Origin of the sequence: Pseudoalteromonas arctica A 37-1-2, assembly GCF_000238395.3 — a bacterium.
GTDB lineage: Bacteria > Pseudomonadota > Gammaproteobacteria > Enterobacterales > Alteromonadaceae > Pseudoalteromonas > Pseudoalteromonas arctica.
Genome location: NZ_CP011025.1, coordinates 424,918 through 443,267 on the forward strand (window position 1 = coordinate 424,918; position 18,350 = coordinate 443,267).

General features: G+C 38.6%; 17 protein-coding genes. 14 read left to right on the forward strand and 3 right to left on the reverse strand.

All coding sequences use genetic code 11. The features are described 5' to 3' along the window. The first annotated feature begins 43 nt into the window (after positions 1 to 43). Positions 44 to 1,291, forward strand: coding sequence for a cystathionine gamma-synthase (metB, locus tag PARC_RS01880; RefSeq protein ID WP_010553801.1), 1,248 nt, complete (start codon positions 44 to 46; stop codon positions 1,289 to 1,291). 5 nt (positions 1,292 to 1,296) lie between these two features. Further along, positions 1,297 to 3,642 carry a bifunctional aspartate kinase/homoserine dehydrogenase II gene (gene metL / locus PARC_RS01885; protein WP_010553800.1) on the forward strand — a complete coding sequence of 782 codons (2,346 nt, stop codon included), beginning with the start codon at positions 1,297 to 1,299 and terminating at the stop codon, positions 3,640 to 3,642. A gap of 64 nt (positions 3,643 to 3,706) precedes the next feature. Here the strand turns inward: metL and PARC_RS01890 are convergent, their stop codons facing one another. After that, complete coding sequence (locus PARC_RS01890; protein WP_010553799.1) at positions 3,707 to 6,199, reverse strand: penicillin-binding protein 1A; 2,493 nt, start codon at positions 6,197 to 6,199, stop codon at positions 3,707 to 3,709. Between the two features lie 130 nt (positions 6,200 to 6,329). Between PARC_RS01890 and PARC_RS01895 the strand changes: the two genes are divergently transcribed. The 9 genes from PARC_RS01895 to PARC_RS01935 all read left to right on the forward strand — a co-directional run bounded on the left by PARC_RS01895 (position 6,330) and on the right by PARC_RS01935 (position 15,248). Beyond that, a complete protein-coding gene (locus PARC_RS01895; protein WP_033013026.1) occupies positions 6,330 to 7,409 on the forward strand; it encodes a pilus assembly protein PilM in 1,080 nt (359 codons plus the stop codon). Next, positions 7,397 to 7,969: a PilN domain-containing protein gene (locus tag PARC_RS01900; RefSeq protein ID WP_010553797.1), complete on the forward strand. Its 573-nt coding sequence runs from the start codon at positions 7,397 to 7,399 to the stop codon at positions 7,967 to 7,969. Before PARC_RS01895 ends, PARC_RS01900 begins: the two co-directional genes overlap by 13 nt. Next, the gene (locus tag PARC_RS01905) at positions 7,959 to 8,564 is read left to right on the forward strand and encodes a type IV pilus inner membrane component PilO (RefSeq protein ID WP_010553796.1); all 606 of its coding nucleotides are present in this window, start codon (positions 7,959 to 7,961) and stop codon (positions 8,562 to 8,564) included. The genes PARC_RS01900 and PARC_RS01905 overlap by 11 nt, the downstream gene beginning before the upstream one ends. Then, positions 8,561 to 9,100, forward strand: coding sequence for a pilus assembly protein PilP (locus PARC_RS01910; RefSeq protein ID WP_010553795.1), 540 nt, complete (start codon positions 8,561 to 8,563; stop codon positions 9,098 to 9,100). Before PARC_RS01905 ends, PARC_RS01910 begins: the two co-directional genes overlap by 4 nt. Next, positions 9,087 to 11,192 (forward strand): type IV pilus secretin PilQ, encoded by a 2,106-nt coding sequence (locus tag PARC_RS01915; RefSeq protein ID WP_010553794.1) that lies wholly within the window; start codon positions 9,087 to 9,089, stop codon positions 11,190 to 11,192. Before PARC_RS01910 ends, PARC_RS01915 begins: the two co-directional genes overlap by 14 nt. A gap of 184 nt (positions 11,193 to 11,376) precedes the next feature. Further along, positions 11,377 to 11,895 carry a shikimate kinase AroK gene (aroK, locus tag PARC_RS01920; protein WP_004589350.1) on the forward strand — a complete coding sequence of 173 codons (519 nt, stop codon included), beginning with the start codon at positions 11,377 to 11,379 and terminating at the stop codon, positions 11,893 to 11,895. A gap of 27 nt (positions 11,896 to 11,922) precedes the next feature. After that, entirely contained in the window at positions 11,923 to 12,993 is a 1,071-nt protein-coding gene (gene aroB / locus PARC_RS01925) for a 3-dehydroquinate synthase (protein ID WP_010553793.1), read from the forward strand. After that, positions 12,994 to 14,337: an AAA family ATPase gene (locus tag PARC_RS01930; protein WP_010553792.1), complete on the forward strand. Its 1,344-nt coding sequence runs from the start codon at positions 12,994 to 12,996 to the stop codon at positions 14,335 to 14,337. A 53-nt stretch (positions 14,338 to 14,390) separates the two neighbouring features. Beyond that, the gene (locus PARC_RS01935; protein WP_007586285.1) at positions 14,391 to 15,248 is read left to right on the forward strand and encodes a Dam family site-specific DNA-(adenine-N6)-methyltransferase; all 858 of its coding nucleotides are present in this window, start codon (positions 14,391 to 14,393) and stop codon (positions 15,246 to 15,248) included. Here PARC_RS01935 and PARC_RS01940 read toward each other — a convergent pair. Together PARC_RS01940 and PARC_RS01945 are read right to left on the reverse strand one after the other, a co-directional pair. After that, positions 15,205 to 15,390: a DUF2970 domain-containing protein gene (locus PARC_RS01940; RefSeq protein WP_007586286.1), complete on the reverse strand. Its 186-nt coding sequence runs from the start codon at positions 15,388 to 15,390 to the stop codon at positions 15,205 to 15,207. The two genes, PARC_RS01935 and PARC_RS01940, sit on opposite strands and share 44 nt — an antisense overlap. Before the next feature lie 3 nt (positions 15,391 to 15,393). After that, positions 15,394 to 15,696: a hypothetical protein gene (locus PARC_RS01945; RefSeq protein ID WP_010553790.1), complete on the reverse strand. Its 303-nt coding sequence runs from the start codon at positions 15,694 to 15,696 to the stop codon at positions 15,394 to 15,396. A 161-nt stretch (positions 15,697 to 15,857) separates the two neighbouring features. Here PARC_RS01945 and rpe point away from each other — a divergent pair, with 161 nt between their 5' ends. The 3 genes from rpe to trpS are packed head-to-tail and all read left to right on the forward strand — an operon-like array spanning position 15,858 to position 18,243. Then, entirely contained in the window at positions 15,858 to 16,541 is a 684-nt protein-coding gene (gene rpe, locus PARC_RS01950) for a ribulose-phosphate 3-epimerase (RefSeq protein ID WP_010553789.1), read from the forward strand. Next, a complete protein-coding gene (locus PARC_RS01955) occupies positions 16,541 to 17,206 on the forward strand; it encodes a phosphoglycolate phosphatase (RefSeq protein WP_010553788.1) in 666 nt (221 codons plus the stop codon). Before rpe ends, PARC_RS01955 begins: the two co-directional genes overlap by 1 nt. A 32-nt stretch (positions 17,207 to 17,238) precedes the next feature. Then, positions 17,239 to 18,243 (forward strand): tryptophan--tRNA ligase, encoded by a 1,005-nt coding sequence (gene trpS / locus PARC_RS01960; RefSeq protein ID WP_010553787.1) that lies wholly within the window; start codon positions 17,239 to 17,241, stop codon positions 18,241 to 18,243. The last annotated feature ends 107 nt before the right edge of the window (positions 18,244 to 18,350 follow it).

The following is an 18,350-nucleotide window of genomic DNA, read 5'->3' on the forward strand; positions in this document are numbered from 1 at the left end:
CTCTTTTAGACGTCTAAACATCCAAATTAATCAGGTGACGAATATGAGCGAAAAAAACAAAGCGACCATTGCTGTACGTAACGGCGTTGATGCTGATAAACATCATGGTGCGGTGGTACCGCCAATTTATTTATCGACTACTTATTCGTTTGCCGACTTTGATACTAAGCGTGAGTATGATTATGGTCGTAGCGGTAATCCTAATCGTGATATTTTAGCTGAGACGCTTGCTAAGCTTGAAGGTGGCGCTCGTGGCATAATTACAGCTACAGGCATGGCTGCCGTGCATTTAGCTACTCAGCTACTTAATAGTGACGATACGTTAGTAATTCCGCATGATTGTTATGGTGGCAGCTATCGTTTATTTACATCTTTACAAAAACGCGGACTACTAAAGCTCGAAATATTAGATTTAACAAAAGAAGAAAGCCTTCAACAAATTTTAGTAATTAAACCTAAGCTTATTTGGATAGAAACCCCAAGTAACCCAGTACTTCGTTTAACAGATATCAAAGCGGTTACCGATGTGGCTAAGCAATGCGGTGCATTGGTGGCTGCAGATAACACGTTTTTGTCGCCTGCTTTACAAAATCCTATTAAGTTTGGTGTAGATATTGTGGTGCATTCAACCACTAAATACATTAACGGACACTCAGATGTAGTAGGCGGCGCTGTTATTGCCGCAACACAAGAGTTAGGCGATGAGCTTGCTTGGTGGGCTAATAACATTGGTATTACGGGTGCGCCTTTTGATAGCTATTTAACGCTTCGTGGTTTACGTACTTTAAATGTGCGCCTAAGGCAGCATCAAGAAAATGCACTGGCAATAGCTAAGTACCTTGAAAGCTCTGAATATGTAAGCCAAGTTTACTACCCAGGTCTTGAGTCGCATCCTCAGCATGAGCTGGCTAAAGCACAGCAACTTGGTTTTGGTGGCATGGTTAGTTTTGATATTAAAGGCGATATAAATGACGCTGCGGCATTTTTAACTAGCCTTAAAACGTTTAGTTTAGCTGAGTCACTAGGTGGCGTAGAGAGCTTAATTTGTCACCCTGCAACTATGACGCACGCAGGTATGGAGGCAACAGCACGTTTAGAAGCGGGTGTGGGCGATACGCTTATTCGTATTTCGGTAGGTATTGAAGATATACACGATTTAGTCGCTGATTTTGAGCGAGTGTTTGAACTTGTAAAACCAGGGCAAAATAAAAATGTTGGCCGTGTAGGCAAGGGAGCAGGCACTTCTGGTGGTAACGTTAAATTAAGTGCAGCCCGTCCGGCGCTTTGGTGATTAATATGGTTAATTGTGTACATAAATTTGGTGGTTCAAGCTTAAGCTCTAGTGAGCGCTATCAAAGCGTAGCTAAAATAATTATTGGGCATACTCAGACGGGCGACTGTGTTGTGGTGTCTGCTGCAGGTAAAACTACAGATACACTTGTGTCGTTGTGGCAAAGTTATCAGCAGCAAGACACGCAAGCTGTCGCTGATATTTTACTGCAGTTAAATAACCATCAAAGTGATTTAATAGAGCAGCTATTAGAAGCCGATTTAAAACGAAGTGCACTTAAAACACTAAGTATCGAACTTAGCTATATTGCAGAACTTGCTCAAGCTGAGCAGCTAAAAGAGGCTGCATTACTTGCACATGGCGAACTGTGGTCAGCACGTTTACTCGCTACTTATTTACAGCAGCTAAATATTGAGGCATGCGCTCAAGATGCACGTACTCTTTTTATCTTAAATGATGGCGAATTAATGCATGCGCAAAATGCGCAGCAATGTGGGCAGTTAATTTTGCCTAATAAAATAAATGTTGTTACTGGGTTTATTGCCGCAGATATCAAAGGCGAGACTGTAACACTTGGCCGAAATGGGAGTGACTACAGTGCAACACTACTTGCAAATTACTGTAATGCTAAGCAAGTATGTATTTGGACCGATACACAGGGTGTGTTTAGCACTGATCCTCGAAAGGTAAAAAAAGCGATTAAATACGGCAAAATTTGCCGTGGACAGGCTAATTTATTAGCTCGTTTGGGTAACCCTGTATTACATGCAAAAACACTATCGCCACTTAAAAACACAGATATTAAGCTAGCTGTTCGCAGTAGTTTTGACGTACAAGCAAGTCCAACAGATATAGTCAAAGAAGGTTCAGCGAAGAAAAAGCGCTTTATAACCACGTTGCAAAATGTTGACCTATTAATGGTTGAAGGATTAAGTGAAGGTGAGGTTGCAAGTGTTAGTCAGCTTATTCAGCATAGTCTTCATCACTTTACCCATAATGGTGAAGTGTATTTAGTAGTACCTGCAGCACAAACTTATCTGGTTATTAATTATTTTGCGGGTAGGGCAAATATTAGCGAGTCAAATTTAAACGGTTGTGCAATTGTAGCGCCTGAGCAAGGCGTTAATACATTAAGCTTACAAGCATTAGATTTATTAAAACTCCACAGCATAAAACCTCGTTTTGTCCATCAAGATACTGGCTATGCTTTATTGCTTACCGATCAATTTATAGATAGTGATATACAAAGTGACTTACACGATAAGCTAATTAATAAAGGCCAAGAAATCGCAATTATAGTTGCGGGGCTTGGTAACGTTGGCGACGTTTTCATTAAACAGTTGTCGGCACAATTTGAGCGTTTATCGGATGACTTTAGTATTAAATTAGTCGGTCTAATTCGCTCTAAAAAAATGCTGTTTAATGCAAGTGGTATTAATACACAGCAATGGAAAACTCAATGGCAGCATGAGGCAAATAGCTATCAATCTGCAGATTTACTGAATGCTATAAATGAGCTCGATTACGAGCATAAAATTGTAATTGATATTACCGCAAGTGAACAATTTAGCTTGTTATATCCAGACTTTGTAGATAGAAACTGTCATTTAATTAGTGCTAATAAATACGCTGGAACAGCACCGACTACTTGGTATAAAGCACTTCGTAGTAATATTACAGAACGTAATTTACATTGGCGATATAACACCAGTGTAGGCGCTGGCTTACCTATTAACTTTGCTTTGGCTGATTTGCAAAATAGTGGCGATAAAATAACACGTATAGAAGGTGTTTTCTCAGGCACGCTTTCGTGGTTATGCAGTAAATATGATGGAACAAGGCCATTTTCTGAGTTGCTACTGGAAGCTCAGAAAATGGGATTCACAGAGCCAGACCCTCGCGAAGATTTATCTGGGCGAGATATGCAGCGTAAGCTACTTATTTTAGCTCGAGAGCTAGGTGTTGAGCTTGAACTTGACGATATTAGCTTATCGGCATTGATGCCAGATGAACTTGCGCTGGGAAGTTGGGATGACTTTTTAAATAAAAAAGCACAGCTAGACGCGTTCATCGAAGAGCATGCAGTGACAGCAAAGTCTAAAAATTTAGTACTTAGATATACGGGCTTATTAGAAATCACACAAGGTGAAGTAATTGCTAAAGTGGGAATAGCGTATGTGCCTAATGGCGATGCGTTAGCAAACCTTACACCTGGCGATAATATTTTTGTAATTAATAGCAAATGGTATAGCGATAACGCATTAGTGATTCAGGGGCCAGGAGCGGGTAGAGAAGTGACCGCTGCGGGTGTGCACTCTGATTTATATTGGCTTGTTCAAAACTTAAAATAAACCTTTGGTTTAAACAAAAACGGCAGCTTAAATAAGCTGCCGTTTTTGTATTACATACATATTATTAAAATAGCTCTTCTTCTGTTTTAGTGTCTTCTTCAAATATATCGTTAGGCTGAGATAGCACATACTTTGTAGGTGCAGTACCTTTTTCAAAATATTCAAATCGACTCGTGTAATCATTTTTATGGCTAAGTAAGCCGGTAGCTAAATCAATACGAATAGAAACAAGTCCCTCAGGCGGCTCAATTGGGGCTTCAGGCTTGCCTTCAAGTGCCGCTTTCATAAATTCAACCCAAGCTGGCTGCGCGGTTTTAGCGCCAGATTCCGCACCTGATATTTGGCTGCTATCTAGGTTGTTATTATATGTAGAGCGACCAAGAGCGTTGCCCGGATTATCAAAGCCAACCCAAACTGAGGTCATCACATTACTATTAAAACCGCTAAACCAGGTATCTACTGAGTCATTAGTTGTGCCTGTTTTACCTGAAATGTCGCGACGATCTAGCGCTTGTGCTCGCCAAGCGGTTCCACTCCAACCTGTTTTATGAGCCCAGCTACCACCCCCCCAAATTGCACTATTCATAGCATCAGCAATTAAAAATGCATTTTGCTTAGAAATAATTCTCGGCGCACATTTTTTCGTTTGCTCCATTTCATCATCACTATTATGCATTGAGAGTGCATTATTTATTGGCAAAGGCTCTTCGTCACAGGCAAGAGCAGGGTTTGCTTTAAACAATACATTGCCGTAAGCGTCTTGAATTTCTGAGATAAAGTAAGGTTCAATTAAATGACCGCCATTGGCAAATGTACTCATGCCTCTTGCAAGTTCAAGAGGAGTAATGGAAGCACTACCAAGTGCTAATGATTCACTGCGATTAATGTCAGCGTCTTTAAAACCAAATTTTAGTAAGTGATCAGCTGTACGTTGCAATCCAACACCACGTAGTAAGCGCACCGAAATAACGTTTTTAGACTGTGCTAAAGCACGGCGAATTCGAATAGGACCGTTGTAAACAGCAGGGCTGTTTTTAGGACGCCATGCTACGCCTTGGCTCTTATCCCATTGGTTTATAGGTGCATCATTTAATATAGACGCAAGCGTGTAACCTTTTTCAAGTGCTGCCGAATATATAAAAGGTTTTATATTAGAACCCACTTGACGCTTAGCTTGTATCGCTCGGTTGTATTGACTTTGCTCAAAGCTGTAACCCCCTACAATAGCTTTTATTCTACCGTCTTGTGGATCGAGGGATACAATAGCGCTTGATGCTTCTGGTATTTGGCTTAATAAGTAGCTGTTATCTTCGTTTTGACGTACCCATATTTGCATACCTGGCGTTAAAATATCAGTAGCTGCTTTTGGAGCAAAGCTTTGGCGGTAGCGAGTAATATACTTACGCGCCCATTTTAAACTATCCCAACTGAGAGTTGTTTGCTCACCATTTTTAAGTAGTACTGTAGCTGTTTTATTATTAACACTGAGTACTGCTGCAACTTTTAAAGTGCCTAACTCATTTACGCTCTGTAATTTATTGAGTATTTGTTGCTCAGTTAAAGCTGGTTGTGTTTCAGGATTCCATAAAACATCAGTTGGACCTCTAAAACCATGACGCATATCGTAACTGTGTAAGTTATTTACAAGTGCGTTTTGCGCTGCTTTTTGAACCTTTGACTCTACTGAGGTAAAAATTTTAAAACCAGAGTTGTAGGCTTTATCTACCCCATAGCGCGAAACCATTTCAGCGCGCACCATTTCAGAGATATACGGTGCGTATAAGTTTATTTCTGCACCGTGAAAATAAGCTGTAATAGGTTGGCTAGTTGCTTCGTTATATTGCTCTTGTGTTATATAGTCTTCGGTCAGTAAACGGCCTAAAACTACATTTCGGCGTGCTTTTGCACGCGTTGGGTTACGAATTGGGTTTAAAGCTGAAGGTGCTTTAGGTAAACCTGCAATCATCGCCATTTGTGCAAGTGTTAAATCTTTTAGCTCTTTACCGTAATAAACTTGCGCTGCTGCACCAATACCGAAAGCACGATTACCTAATTCTATTTTATTAAGGTAAAGCTCTAAAATTTCGTCTTTTGTTAATACATCTTCGATATGCAGTGCTATAAATATTTCTTTAACTTTACGAATATAGGCTTTTTCGCGTGTCAAAAAGAAATTACGAGCAAGCTGCATAGTAATAGTACTTGCGCCTTGTTTTTTCTCGCCGGTAGATATGAGAACAAGGGCTGAGCGTACAATACCTATAGGGTCTATGCCTATGTGGTCGTAAAAACGATTATCTTCCGTAGCTAAGAACGCATTAATTAACGTTTGAGGGATCTCATCAATAGTCACAGGAATACGGCGTTTTTCACCAAATTGATTGATTAAAAGCCCATCTTTAGTGAAGACTTGCATAGGAGTTTGTAATTGCACGTCTTTTAAAACTTGCACACTGGGGATATCAGGTTTAACGTAGTAATAAAGACTGACCAAAGTGATCAGACCAATTAACACACAAATGATAAAAAATTGTAAAGTTCGTTTTAATAAAATCACTTATATTTCCCTAAATGGACTCCCAATTGCGAGTTTTGACTGTTAGTATATATTGATTAAAAAATGAATAATATTTTTTCATATAAAAATTATAACTTGTTTATTATTAAAACAAAGGCCAAGTTGAAACATGCTAAGTCAACTATTTCAAAAACCGTCCCCGATGATGGTAGGAATTGATATTGGATCGCACTCTATTAAGGCTGTGCTTTTACGTGAAATTGAAACAGGATTTCGACTCGAAGCACTTGCAATTGAGCCAATGCCAAAAGGCGCCATGAGTGAGCGCACAATTCAAGATATTGAAGCAATTGGTAATGTAATTTCAAAATTAAGAAGAAAATTACCAAAATCGTTAAAATCTGCTGCGGTGGCTGTTTCTGGTCAAACAGTTATTACTAAAGTGATCTTCATGGATGTATCGTTAACTGATGCTGAACTTGAATCACAAATTGAAATTGAAGCTGATAGTTTAATCCCATATCCTCTTGATGAAGTGAGCCTCGACTTTGAGAAGCTTTCGACGAATGAGGCCGATCCTAGTAAAATGAATGTTTTGCTTTCAGCTGCTCGTACTGAGAGTGTAGAAGCGCGTGTTGGCGCTTTAGAAGCTGCAAATTTAGAAGCTAAAATAGTCGATGTAGAAAGCTATGCATTAAGTCGTGCAATGGATGTTTACTATCAACAATTACCTAGCGATGCGTTTAATAAATGTGTAGCGGTGGTTGATATTGGTGCAGTTTTAATGCTTGTAAGCGTAGTACAAGCAGGGGAAACAATCTATACCCGTGACCAGGTTTTTGGCGGCGATCAATATACAAATAGTATTGTCGCTTATTATAATAAAGGCTTTGATGAAGCCGAAATTGGTAAAACATCAGGTGATTTACCACCAAACTATACCTTTGAAGTATTGGCCCCTTTTCAAACCTCGTTACTTCAACAGGTGCGACGTGCAGTGCAAATGTTTTTAACAACCAGTGGTAAAGAACAAATTGACTATATTGTCTTAACGGGTGGGACATCGATGATAAAAGGTATTGACCGATTGCTCATCGAAGAACTCGGTATTCACTCTGTCGTTGCTGAGCCTTTTGAGAGTATGGAAATTTCCCCTAAAGTAGATCGTAATGTGATGCAGCGTCACAAAACTCAGTTTGCAATTGCGACTGGGTTGGCATTAAGGAGTTTTTCAACATGCCATATATAAATCTACTGCCTTGGCGCGAATTACAACGCGAAGAATCGAAAAAGAAATTTGTAACTATACTTGTTGGTGTCGTTATAATTTGTTTTGCGAGTATGTACTTATTAAGCTCTTTTTATAGTGCATTAAAAGACGGTCAAAACTTAAAGAATAACTATTTAAGCTCAGAAATTAGCATGCTAGATAAAAAAATAAGTGAAATAAGAAGCTTAGATAAAAGAAAAGAAAACTTACAACAGCGTATGAGACTCATTGAAGAATTACAAAGCAGCCGTAATTTGGGTACACAAATAATGGATGAAGTTGCCAAAATAGTGCCCGGTGGCGTTTATTTAACAAAACTCGAGCGCAGAGGCAGCCAAATACATGTATTGGGACGCAGTGAATCTAATAATCGTTTATCAACTATGCTGCGCCAAGTACAAAGCTCATATTTACTAGAGAATCCTTCAATGCAAGGTATTGTTGCAGGCGATCAATCTTCGCGTTTACTTAGTGATTTTAATATGGAATTTTATGTAAAACCATTTGATAAAATTGGTGAGGTTAGCGATGAGCCTTGATTTTAAAGCACTGAGTGAAATTGATTGGAATGAAATAGAGCTCGATAACATTGGCGATTGGCCTATTGCAGTTAAAGCAATTTGCTGTACGTTTGTTGCCGGACTAGTATTGTTTTTTAGTTACAGCCTATTAGTTTCTGATGAAATTGATAGTTACCATAGTGCGGTTGCTAAAGAAGTTGAATTACGTACTACTTATCGTACTAAGTATGCTGTAGCGAGTAAGCTTGAAATCTATCGTCAACAAATGGTTGAAATGGAAGATAAGTTTTCACAGCTATTAAAACGTCTACCTACTTCAAACGAAACTCCTGGTTTACTTGATGATTTGTCGTATGTTGGGACAACGAGTGGCCTGACTTTTTTAAAAATAGGTTGGTTGCCAGAAGTCGAGAAAGAATTTTATACTGAATTACCGATTAAAATAGAAGTGATAGGGACCTACCATGAATTTGGTGAGTTTGTGGGTAAAGTAGCTCAGTTACCACGAATTGTAAGCTTACATGACTTTTCTATTTTATCATCGGGCGATAAACAGTTAACATTTAGTGTTGTTGCAAAAACATATCGTTATGAAGAAGGGGTTAAAAAATGAAACTCCTTCGCGTAGTACCTGTAGCAATAGCGTTTGTTTTAGCTGGTTGTAATGATGATACGTCTGAGCAAAAAGAATTCATTGATCAAGTTAAGGCAAGTACAACACCAAAGGTTGAATCAATTCCTGAGCTTACAAAGTTTGAAATATTTGAATATAGTGCAGGGCAGCTACGTAGTCCATTTGTAGCGCCCCAGCCTGAAATAATTCAAAATAAATTAACGCAAGTAAAAAACTGTTTGCACCCAGATCAAGAGCGTCGTCGCGAACCATTAGAGAAATACCCGCTAGATAACTTAGCAATGAAAGGCACAATTGGTTCTAGTGGACAAATATGGGCATTAATAACAGCAGCAGATGACACTTTACACCGCGTAACGTTAGGGAATTACCTTGGTAGTTATGATGGAAAAGTAAAAACAGTAAGCAATGATTATATAGAATTAGTGGAATTAATCCCTGATGGGTCTGGTTGTTGGAAAGAGCGCCTGACTAAATTAGAAATGTTAGAGGCGGCAACAGATGGCGCAAATTAATAATAAAAAAGGTAAAAATAGCATGTATAAGGACGTACTTTGGCTTCATCGTATTTCACGAGTATTATTGGTTGCTGTTGCTTTAGTCACTGTAAATACAGCCATTGCAGGGCCATTACTATATGATGTTCGTTATAACCCATTACTTAAAGGCGAGACTGAATTACAGCTTGTTTTTGATGAAGAGTTAACGCTTGAGCCAAAAGTTCAGGTGTTTAATAGCCCAGCCAGAATCGAAATGTTTTTTGATACTGCAGAGTTAGAGGTTGGTTTAAATGATGTTGCAGTTAATCAAGCTGGGATTAGCAATGTAACTAATGTTCTCACTGATAGTGGTTTAAAAGTAACAGTAAACCTAGATAGATTAAAAATTTATGAAACCGAAGTTCATAATAATTTAGTATCAATACGCGTATCGGACAACCCACTTACAGAATCTGAAAACGAAGATGTAGTGATGGATTCAGGTGATGTAAGCGGAAATTATATTAATCGTATTCAGTCAATTGATTTCAGACGTGGTGAAAAGGGCGAAGCTAAAGTACTCGTATTTTTACAAGACACTCAAGCTGCAATTGAAGTACATGAGAGCGGCGGAAAAATTTATGCAGACTTCCATCATACTGATATTTTAGATGACTTACTTTATGAGCTGGATGTATTAGATTTTGGTACTGTTGTAAGTAATATTGAGACTTTTAAAGAAGATGGATTAAGTCGTGTTGTTATTGAGCCAAACGCTCAGTTTACATTTACGTACCAGCAAATAGATAATATTTTAACGCTGACGGTAGAAAAAGATGAAACGCAAAACGCCTATTTAGACGGTGGCGTTGAGTACCAAGGTCGCCCTATGACCTTAAATTTTCAAGATATCTCTGTGCGTGCAGCACTACAAATTATTGCGGGTTATAACGATTTTAACTTAGTAACCAGTGATTCAGTGACAGGTAATATAACACTGCGCTTAGATGGCGTACCGTGGGATCAAGCGCTTGACGTAGTATTGCGTATTAAAGGGCTAGACAAACGAATGGATGGCTCTATTTTAATGGTAGCGCCTGCAGAGGAGCTTGCGGCACGTGAAGCTAAGGATTTAAAAGCTAAACAGCAAGTTGAAGACTTAGAACCACTCTATAGTGAATACATTCGATTAAACTATGCTAAAGCCGAAAATTTTGCTGACTTATTAAAAACAGATAGGAACAGTATTATAACTGCCCGTGGTAGTGTATCGGTTGATCAGCGTACAAATACTTTATTAGTGAAAGATACTGTTAAGAGTATAGAAAACATTCGCCGGATGATAGAAACACTCGATATTCCGGTACAGCAGGTTGTAATCGAATCTCGAATGGTAACTGTGCGCGATAACGTTACTGAAGACTTAGGCGTACGCTGGGGCTTTAGTGATCAAGGCAGTAGTGTTGGTATTTCTGGCTCCCTTGAAGGCGCTGAAGGTATTTATAATGCGACATCAACTTCAAATGCGCCAAGTATTTCAGATCGATTAAATGTAAATTTACCAATTTCTAATCCTGCGGCCAGTATTGGTTTGCACATAGCAAAATTGGCTAACGGTACATTAATTGATTTAGAGCTAAGTGCGCTTGAAGAAGAGAATAAAGGCGAAATTATTGCTAGCCCGCGTATCATAGCGGCTAATCAGCAAAAAGCGCGAATAGAGCAAGGTACTGAAATCCCTTACACTGAGTCAGCTTCAAGTGGTGCTACTACTGTAAGCTTTAAAAAAGCGGTACTAAGCTTAGAAGTAACCCCTCATATCACACCTGATAATAAAGTAATTCTAGACTTAATTATTACTCAAGACACACGTGGTGATACTGTACAAACGGGAACAGGTGAAGCAGTGTCAATTGATACCCAAGAGATTCAAACTCAAGTGTTAGTTGAGAATGGACAAACCGTAGTACTCGGTGGTATTTTCCAGCAGCAGATCATTAATACTACGAGTAAAGTGCCAATTTTAGGTGACATTCCTTACGTAGGAAGACTATTTAAAACCACAAGTGAGTTTAATGAAAAGCGTGAATTACTTATTTTTGTGACACCAAAAATACAAATTGATTAAAATACAGTGGTTTTATGTTAACCAACGGGTGATTATTTAGATTAATTGCTCGTTATATGGCTTTTTATGCTAATTGACTTGAAATACCCCCGCAATTACTGAGATAATCCCCTCCTTAATTTTGGGGCCAGGTCGTTAGGCGGGGTTTTATTTCAAATTTTAGAGTTTGTTTGTACTAAAAGATATGGCTGAGAAACGTAATATATTTCTAGTTGGCCCCATGGGGGCTGGCAAAAGCACGATTGGTCGTCACATCGCTGACCAATTACACCTTGAATTTGTTGATTCTGATCAAGAAATCGAACGCCGCACAGGTGCAGATATTGCATGGGTATTCGATCTTGAAGGTGAAGAAGGCTTTAGACTTCGAGAAGAGTCTGTTATTGGCGATTTAACCGAGATGCAAGGTATTGTACTTGCTACCGGTGGTGGTTCAGTAATGAGCAAAGAAGTTCGAAACAAGCTTTCGGCTCGAGGTATCGTTGTATACCTAGAGACACCTATAGAGAAGCAAGTTGCACGCACGCAACGCGACAAGCGTCGCCCATTACTGCAAACTGAAGAAGCACCTCGTAACGTACTAGAGCGCTTAGCAGAAGAACGCGAGCCACTATACAAAGAAGTTGCTGATTTTGTTGTACGTACCGATGAGCAAAGCGCTAAAGTTGTTGCTAACCAAATCATCGAGAAATTAGATTTTTAAAAACCAATAATAAAGGAATAGCCAAGCATGCTTAAATTAACTGTTAATTTGGACGAGCGAAGTTATCCTATTTATATTGGGCAATCTGCACTTCAAGATAATGGCCGCCTGGTTCACCACATTGGTGATTGTCGGCCTATCATCATTACTAATGACACAATAGCGCCTTTATATTTGCAAAGGTTACTTGATTCATTAGCTGATCTAAATCCGCTATCTTTTATTATTCCTGACGGTGAGCAATATAAATCACTAGAATGGTTTGAAAAAATATCAGCATTTTTACTACAAAATAACTGTGGCCGAGATACGTGTTTAATTGCGTTAGGTGGCGGTGTTGTAGGTGACCTAACTGGTTTTGTAGCGGCTTGTTATCAGCGCGGCGTACCGTTTATTCAAATACCAACGACAGTGCTTTCACAGGTTGATTCATCGGTAGGTGGAAAAACGGCAGTAAATCATCCGTTAGGTAAAAATATGATAGGGGCATTTTATCAGCCTCAAGCGGTTTTTATTGATACGCAAACATTACACACTCTACCTGCACGAGAGTTTGCAGCAGGTATGGCTGAGGTAATTAAGTATGGTCTGATTTACGATACCGAATTATTTGCCTATTTAGAGCGAAATGTGACTAATTTACAGCAACTAGATGAAGCATGCTTACAGCATATCATTTTTAGATGTTGTGAAATAAAAGCGCTTATAGTTGCTCAAGATGAAAAAGAACATGGCTTACGGGCTTTGTTAAACTTAGGCCATACATTTGCCCATGCAATTGAGGCACAGATGGGTTATGGCGTTTGGTTACACGGCGAAGCTGTTGCAACAGGAATGGTATTAGCAGCTAAACTTGCCAAGACACGCCAAGATTTAAGCGCAGATGAAGTTGATCGAATTATTAAGCTGCTTGAGCTATATAATTTACCAACAGAAATTCCAAAGCAAATGACTAGCGAGCAGTTTTTAACGCATATGCGTAAAGACAAAAAGAATAAAAAAGGCACTATCCGCTTTATTCTACCTACCCAATTTGGCCAGTGTGCATTAGTTGATAATGTATCTGATGATCAAGTTAGAGACTTAATCGAGCAGTAAATGCAGTCACAAATTTTACCAAGCCGTGCGGCTTTGGTGGATAGAATCGCACTGCAATTTGAGTACGGGCAAAATTTAATTGTTTTACTTGGCACTTCTGGGCTAGGTAAAAGTTATATGCTCGAAACCTTCATTACAGATAAATACAACGACTTTAATAAAGCCTTCGTGCAAGTAAGTGCGCAAATGACTGATGCTCAGCTAATGAGTGAGTTATTAGAGCAAAGCTTTAACTCTCCCCTGATTGATCATAACTTAAGTTTACCTGAAAACTATTACCAATTACTGCAGCAGCAACCATGCGGGCCATGTTTATGGGTACTTGATGGCGGTAGGCAATTATCTGATGAGATGTTAATTGAGCTTGAGTTACTTTCTAAAAACAGCCCAAATACGCTATATATTATAATAGCTTCACAGTCTAAACTGGCTTTAAATAACGCTGTTGAAATTTATCTGGAGCCGCTAACGCTTCGAGAAAGCAAGATGTTATTGCAGTGGTACTTTACAGACTTACCCTATGATGAAGACCCTGTATTTAGTACTTTTTTAGCTGAGGCTCACGGTAATCCCAGCTTATTGCTTGCTTGGCAACCTAGTGAGCACATAGCCGATATTATTGTTAAAGACAAAGTGTCTTGGCGATTACACTTATTGATTTTGATGTTGCTGATTATGCTTTTAATTATTGGTCTGCTTTATAAGTCGGATATGACGCAGTGGTGGCAACAGTATTATCAGCAAGAAGAAACACAAGTAGTAAATACAGCAATATCTATAGAGCAAGTAAGTGAGCCGGCTATAAAGAAAAATGACTCAATAATTAACTTAAATGACCCCAAAGTTGTTGAGCCAGATATTAAGCCAGAGCGTGTACACATTAATGATGTGCCTGCCATAATGCAAAGCCTTACCGAACCTGGCAACACAGTTAACGTATTAGACAATGATGTTGATGATAGTACTAATAATAAAAGCAGTGTATCAAGTGACGTTAAATCTGAAGCTCTAAAAGTAAATACAGCAGAGCAAACTCAGATCAGCCAAGATAATATATGGTACATGCAGCAAATAGATACAAATAGTGTTATTCAATTATTAGCCGTAACTCAGCAGGAAGTTAGCGATAATTTTATTGCTCAATTCAATCTACAGCAGCAAACTCATACTTACCAAACAAAGCGAAATAATAAAATATGGTGGGTTGTTACATTTGGCAGTTTTGAAAGTATAAACGAAGCAAAATCAGCAATGGATACTTTATCTGCTGAGGTTAGAAAAAATAAACCTTTCTATAAAAAAATTAGTAAAATAAAGCAAGAAATAGCACTCGTTGATCAGTAAAACACACTGCTTTAGTGTAAAATCGCGCAACACCAGATTGAAGTAAAGAGCCAATGCAGCAAAAGAGTAGAGCCTTCCTTAAATGGGCCGGCGGAAAATACAGCCTAGTTGAAAATATTAATGCGCGATTAAACCAAGCTAGCAAGCATGCTGATACGTTGGTTGAACCTTTTGTTGGTGCAGGCTCTGTGTTTTTAAATAGTGACTTTAAACACTATATTCTCAACGATATAAATGCAGACTTAATTAACTTATACAAAGAGCTAAAAAGCTCTCCAGATGAGCTGATTAGTGACGCTAAAAAGTTATTTGTAGATTTGAATAATCACGCAGATGCTTATTACGAATATCGTGTGCAGTTTAATCAAAGTCGTGATGTATATGAACGTTCAATATTGTTTTTATACATGAACCGCCATGGTTACAACGGACTCTGTAGGTATAATTTAAAAGGTATTTTTAATGTGCCTTTTGGTAAATATAAAAAGCCTTACTTTCCTGAAAAAGAAATGTATTTTTTTGCTGAAAAAGCACAAAAAGCAACCTTTACCTGTTTAGATTACGATGACGTTTTTAAGTTAGTGCCTAACAATGCAGTTATTTATTGCGACCCACCTTATGTACCATTAAGTAAAACCGCTTCTTTTACGTCTTACGCTAAAGGGGGGTTTAATTTAGATGATCAGGCTAATTTGGCTAATCTGGCTGAGAAGGCTGCCTTTGAAAATGATACACCAGTGCTTATCTCTAATCACGATACCGTATGGACTCGAAAAATTTATAGCCAAGCATCACTTGACCAAATTCAAGTAAAGCGCACTATTAGCCCCAAAGGTGGCTCTAGAAATAAAGTTGACGAGTTGATGGCTATGTATTTAGCACCCAAGCAACCACAGCGTAAATTGCGATAACAAAAGCAATAAATAGTACAACCGCAATTAGGATGATAGAGACAGGAGAGTGTTGTTTAAAATCGACTTGGCGTTTATTTTCAGATTGAACACCAAAAAATGCTGCTAGCACACTTTGCAACGCACTAAAAAATTGCAGCATTATTTAAAATAAAGGTTTTAAAGATGGAGTGTTTTTAGAATCATCAGAGCTAGTAAGTAGCTCTAGTAAATCGAGGTAATGAAACTGAGCACTACGGCTATCGCCAGTTAACCACGAAAACCACGATGACTCTTCTTCGGCTTTAATACACGTGATTGTAGTTAATGTGTTTTGAGCACTTACCACTTGTGTATTATGACAATTACCCACTGAGCTTAATTCTTGCTCAGAGCTTGAACCAAAGCTAAACGCCCCGATAAGCAGTAATGCCGACGCAATTAATATCCCAGTTTTAAAAGCACGCATGATGAAATCCAATAATTTGTTACTTTTTTAATCATAGCAAATATTGATTAAATATCAAACTTAAAGTTACCTGAAATAGGGGCTATTACGCCATATTACTTGGGTAACATCTTCAATTAAGTTACATTAACGCAATACACTATTTATTGATGGAGTTAATCATGTTTAACCCAGAGCAAAAATATTTAATAGCCCCTTCTATTTTGTCTGCTGATTTTGCAAAACTAGGCGAAGATGTTGATAAAGTACTCGAAGCGGGCGCTGACGTGGTTCACTTTGATGTAATGGATAATCACTATGTACCTAATCTCACAATTGGTCCTATGGTGTGTAAAGCACTAAGAGATTACGGCATTACAGCACCTATCGACGTACATTTAATGGTTAAGCCTGTAGATAGCATTATTCCATTGTTTGCAGAGGCTGGCGCATCAATTATTACTTTTCATCCAGAAGCCAGTGAGCACGTCGATCGTACAATACAGTTAATAAAAGATCACGGCTGTAAAGCAGGCTTAGTGTTTAACCCTGCTACAAGCTTAAGTTATTTAGATCATGTTATTGATAAGCTAGATACCATTTTACTTATGTCGGTTAACCCTGGTTTTGGCGGGCAAAGCTTTATCCCTCATACGCTTGAAAAATTACGCCAAGCTAAACAGCGTATTATTGAGTCAGGCCGAGATATTCGCTTAGAGGTTGATGGTGGGATTAAAGTCGATAACATTGCAGCAGCAGCACAAGCGGGTGCTGATATGTTTGTTGCAGGCTCAGCTATTTTTAATCAACCAGATTACAAGGTTGTGATTGATCAAATGCGTAAACAGCTTGGAAGTGTTAAGTAATGAAGTACGATGTCGCCTTATTTGATTTAGATGGTACCTTGGTTGATAGCGTTTACGACTTGTATATTGCTATTAATTTAACCTTGAGTGGTCTTGCTTTCCCTATTGTTAGTCAACGCTTGGTTGAAAGCTGGGTCGGTAATGGGGTTGAAGTCCTCGTTAAACGCGCTTTGAGTGGCGATATGCAAGTGAGTGAACATCTAGATGAGTCACTTAGTAGCAAAGCAATATTACAGTTTTACAAGCACTATGAACAACAAGTTGGTGAGTATAGTGTGCTGTACCAACATGTAGAAACCGGGCTTGCAGCACTTCGTGGTATGCCTAAAGCATTAATCACTAATAAGTCTCGAATATTTACAGAAAAATTACTCGACAAACTGGCACTAACGAGTCATTTTGATGTGATTGTATGTGGTGACGACATGGCAAAAAAACCATCGCCAGAGCCATTGCTGTTTGCCTGCAAAAAACTAAATGCGGAGCCTAATAAAGCAATAATGATAGGGGATTCTAAAAGCGATATACTTGCAGCTAAAGCCGCTAATATAGACGTGATTGCACTTAGTTACGGTTATAACCAAGGTGAAAATCTTGAGGATTATAATCCGCAGTACCTATGCGATAACTTCTTAGATATAATACCTGTTCTAACGCAGCGTTAAATATTATTAATTAAGCAAAATAAAGGAAAATCATGAGTAAACCAGTAGTTTTAAGCGGCATTCAGCCAACCGGTGGTATGACAATAGGCAACTATGTTGGCGCTATTAACCAGTGGCTAAAGTTACAGGAAGACCACGAAAGTTTCTTTATGTTAGTAGACTTACACGCTATTACGGTTCGCCAAGAGCCTGAATTACTGCGCTCTCGAGTGTTGGATGGTATTGCTCTTTACGCAGCATGTGGCATTGATCCTGAAAAATCTGCGTTATTTGTACAATCACAAGTACCTGAGCACGCACAGTTAGCGTGGGTATTAAATTGTTACGCGCAAATGGGTGAGCTTAATCGAATGACTCAGTTTAAAGACAAGTCATCTAAGCATGCAAATAACGTAAACGTGGGCTTATTTTCGTATCCGGTATTGCAAGCTGCAGATATTTTATTATATCAAGCTGATCAAGTACCCGTCGGTGAAGATCAAAAGCAACACTTAGAGCTGACTCGCGATATAGCAACACGCTTTAATAATTTATACGGCGACGTATTTAAATTACCAGAGCCGTACATTCCTGAGTTTGGTGCACGCGTAATGAGCTTGCAAGACCCACTTAAAAAGATGTCTAAGTCTGACGAAAACCCAAATGGTTACATCATGTTATTAGATGGGCCTAAACAAATTGTGAAAAAGCTTAAAAAAGCAGTAACAGATTCAGATGAACAAGCACGTATTTATTTTGATCGCACAGAAAAGCCTGGCGTATCAAACTTGCTTACTTTATTGAGTGTTGCAACTAAGCGCTCAATAGAAGACCTAGTTCCTGAGTATGAAGATAAAATGTATGGCCATTTAAAGAAAGATACAGCAGATGCAGTTGTAAACATGATTGAGCCAATACAAGCACGTTTTAAAGAGATCAGAGAAGATCAAAACCTACTTAATAGCATAATGAAATCAGGTGCTGAAAAAGCAAGTGTACGTGCTGAGAAAACATTGAAATCGGTATACGATGCGCTTGGTTTTATACCTCGCGGTTAAATTATATATAAATTTAAAAACAAAAAATGCCGCTTTACTAAGCGGCATTTTTTATATAATACTGATTAATTGAGTTATATTTTATATAGAAGCTTATTTGCCCGCCA

Coding starts and splice junctions, on each gene's coding strand:
- metB (WP_010553801.1), top strand. CDS start 44: ATGAGCGAAAAAAACAAAGCGACCATTGCTGTACGTAACGGCGTTGAT.
- metL (WP_010553800.1), top strand. CDS start 1,297: ATGGTTAATTGTGTACATAAATTTGGTGGTTCAAGCTTAAGCTCTAGT.
- PARC_RS01895 (WP_033013026.1), top strand. CDS start 6,330: ATGCTAAGTCAACTATTTCAAAAACCGTCCCCGATGATGGTAGGAATT.
- PARC_RS01900 (WP_010553797.1), top strand. CDS start 7,397: ATGCCATATATAAATCTACTGCCTTGGCGCGAATTACAACGCGAAGAA.
- PARC_RS01905 (WP_010553796.1), top strand. CDS start 7,959: ATGAGCCTTGATTTTAAAGCACTGAGTGAAATTGATTGGAATGAAATA.
- PARC_RS01910 (WP_010553795.1), top strand. CDS start 8,561: ATGAAACTCCTTCGCGTAGTACCTGTAGCAATAGCGTTTGTTTTAGCT.
- PARC_RS01915 (WP_010553794.1), top strand. CDS start 9,087: ATGGCGCAAATTAATAATAAAAAAGGTAAAAATAGCATGTATAAGGAC.
- aroK (WP_004589350.1), top strand. CDS start 11,377: ATGGCTGAGAAACGTAATATATTTCTAGTTGGCCCCATGGGGGCTGGC.
- aroB (WP_010553793.1), top strand. CDS start 11,923: ATGCTTAAATTAACTGTTAATTTGGACGAGCGAAGTTATCCTATTTAT.
- PARC_RS01930 (WP_010553792.1), top strand. CDS start 12,994: ATGCAGTCACAAATTTTACCAAGCCGTGCGGCTTTGGTGGATAGAATC.
- PARC_RS01935 (WP_007586285.1), top strand. CDS start 14,391: ATGCAGCAAAAGAGTAGAGCCTTCCTTAAATGGGCCGGCGGAAAATAC.
- PARC_RS01940 (WP_007586286.1), bottom strand. CDS start 15,390: ATGCTGCAATTTTTTAGTGCGTTGCAAAGTGTGCTAGCAGCATTTTTT.
- PARC_RS01945 (WP_010553790.1), bottom strand. CDS start 15,696: ATGCGTGCTTTTAAAACTGGGATATTAATTGCGTCGGCATTACTGCTT.
- rpe (WP_010553789.1), top strand. CDS start 15,858: ATGTTTAACCCAGAGCAAAAATATTTAATAGCCCCTTCTATTTTGTCT.
- PARC_RS01955 (WP_010553788.1), top strand. CDS start 16,541: ATGAAGTACGATGTCGCCTTATTTGATTTAGATGGTACCTTGGTTGAT.
- trpS (WP_010553787.1), top strand. CDS start 17,239: ATGAGTAAACCAGTAGTTTTAAGCGGCATTCAGCCAACCGGTGGTATG.